The sequence below is a fragment of the Chloroflexaceae bacterium genome (assembly GCA_025057155.1).
GTDB lineage: Bacteria > Chloroflexota > Chloroflexia > Chloroflexales > Chloroflexaceae > JACAEO01.
Genome location: JANWYD010000105.1, coordinates 1 through 665, shown reverse-complemented (window position 1 = coordinate 665; position 665 = coordinate 1). Strand labels below are relative to the sequence as shown.

Sequence of the window (665 nt, the reverse complement as noted above, 5' to 3'; positions counted from 1 at the left end):
GTGCCGGGGTCTCGCTGCAAAAGTTGCTCGGCGGCAGCGGCGACCGGGTGAAGGTCGGCGTCTCGGTGGGGATTCAGGAGTCGCCCGAAAAACTGCTGGAGGTGGTGAACGGCTATCTGGCGGACGGCTACCGGCGCATCAAGCTCAAGATCAAGCCGGGGCGCGACGTGAGCGAGGTCGCCATCATCCGCCGCCATCACCCCGACCTGCTGCTTCAGGCCGACGGCAACTCGGTCTATCGCCTCGGCGATGCGGCGTACCTCAAGGCGCTGGACGAGTTCGATTTGCTCTTGCTCGAACAGCCGCTCGGCGAAGACGACATCATTGACCACGCCAAGCTGCAAGCGCAACTGCGCACCGCGGTCTGCCTGGACGAGAGCATTCACTCGCTCGACCATGCGCGCTGGGCGCTGGAGCTGGGTGCGTGCCGCATCATCAACATCAAGCCGGGACGGGTAGGGGGCATGTATGAAGCGAAGCGCATCCACGATTACTGCCTGGCGCGCGGCATTCCGGTGTGGATGGGCGGCATGTTGGAGACCGGCATCGGGCGGGCAGCGAACCTAGCGCTGGCCTCACTGCCCGGCTTCACCCTGCCCGGCGACATCTCCGCCTCGACGCGCTACTACTTTGAGGACATCATCGAGACGCCGTTTGCCCTCAAC

Annotated in this window: 1 protein-coding gene; it reads left to right on the top strand. The window is 64.8% G+C overall.

Annotated features, from left to right (window positions below; translation table 11 throughout):
* Nucleotides 1-665 (top strand): o-succinylbenzoate synthase (gene menC / locus NZU74_20510; protein MCS6883711.1); only part of this gene is annotated, 665 nt, incomplete at both ends.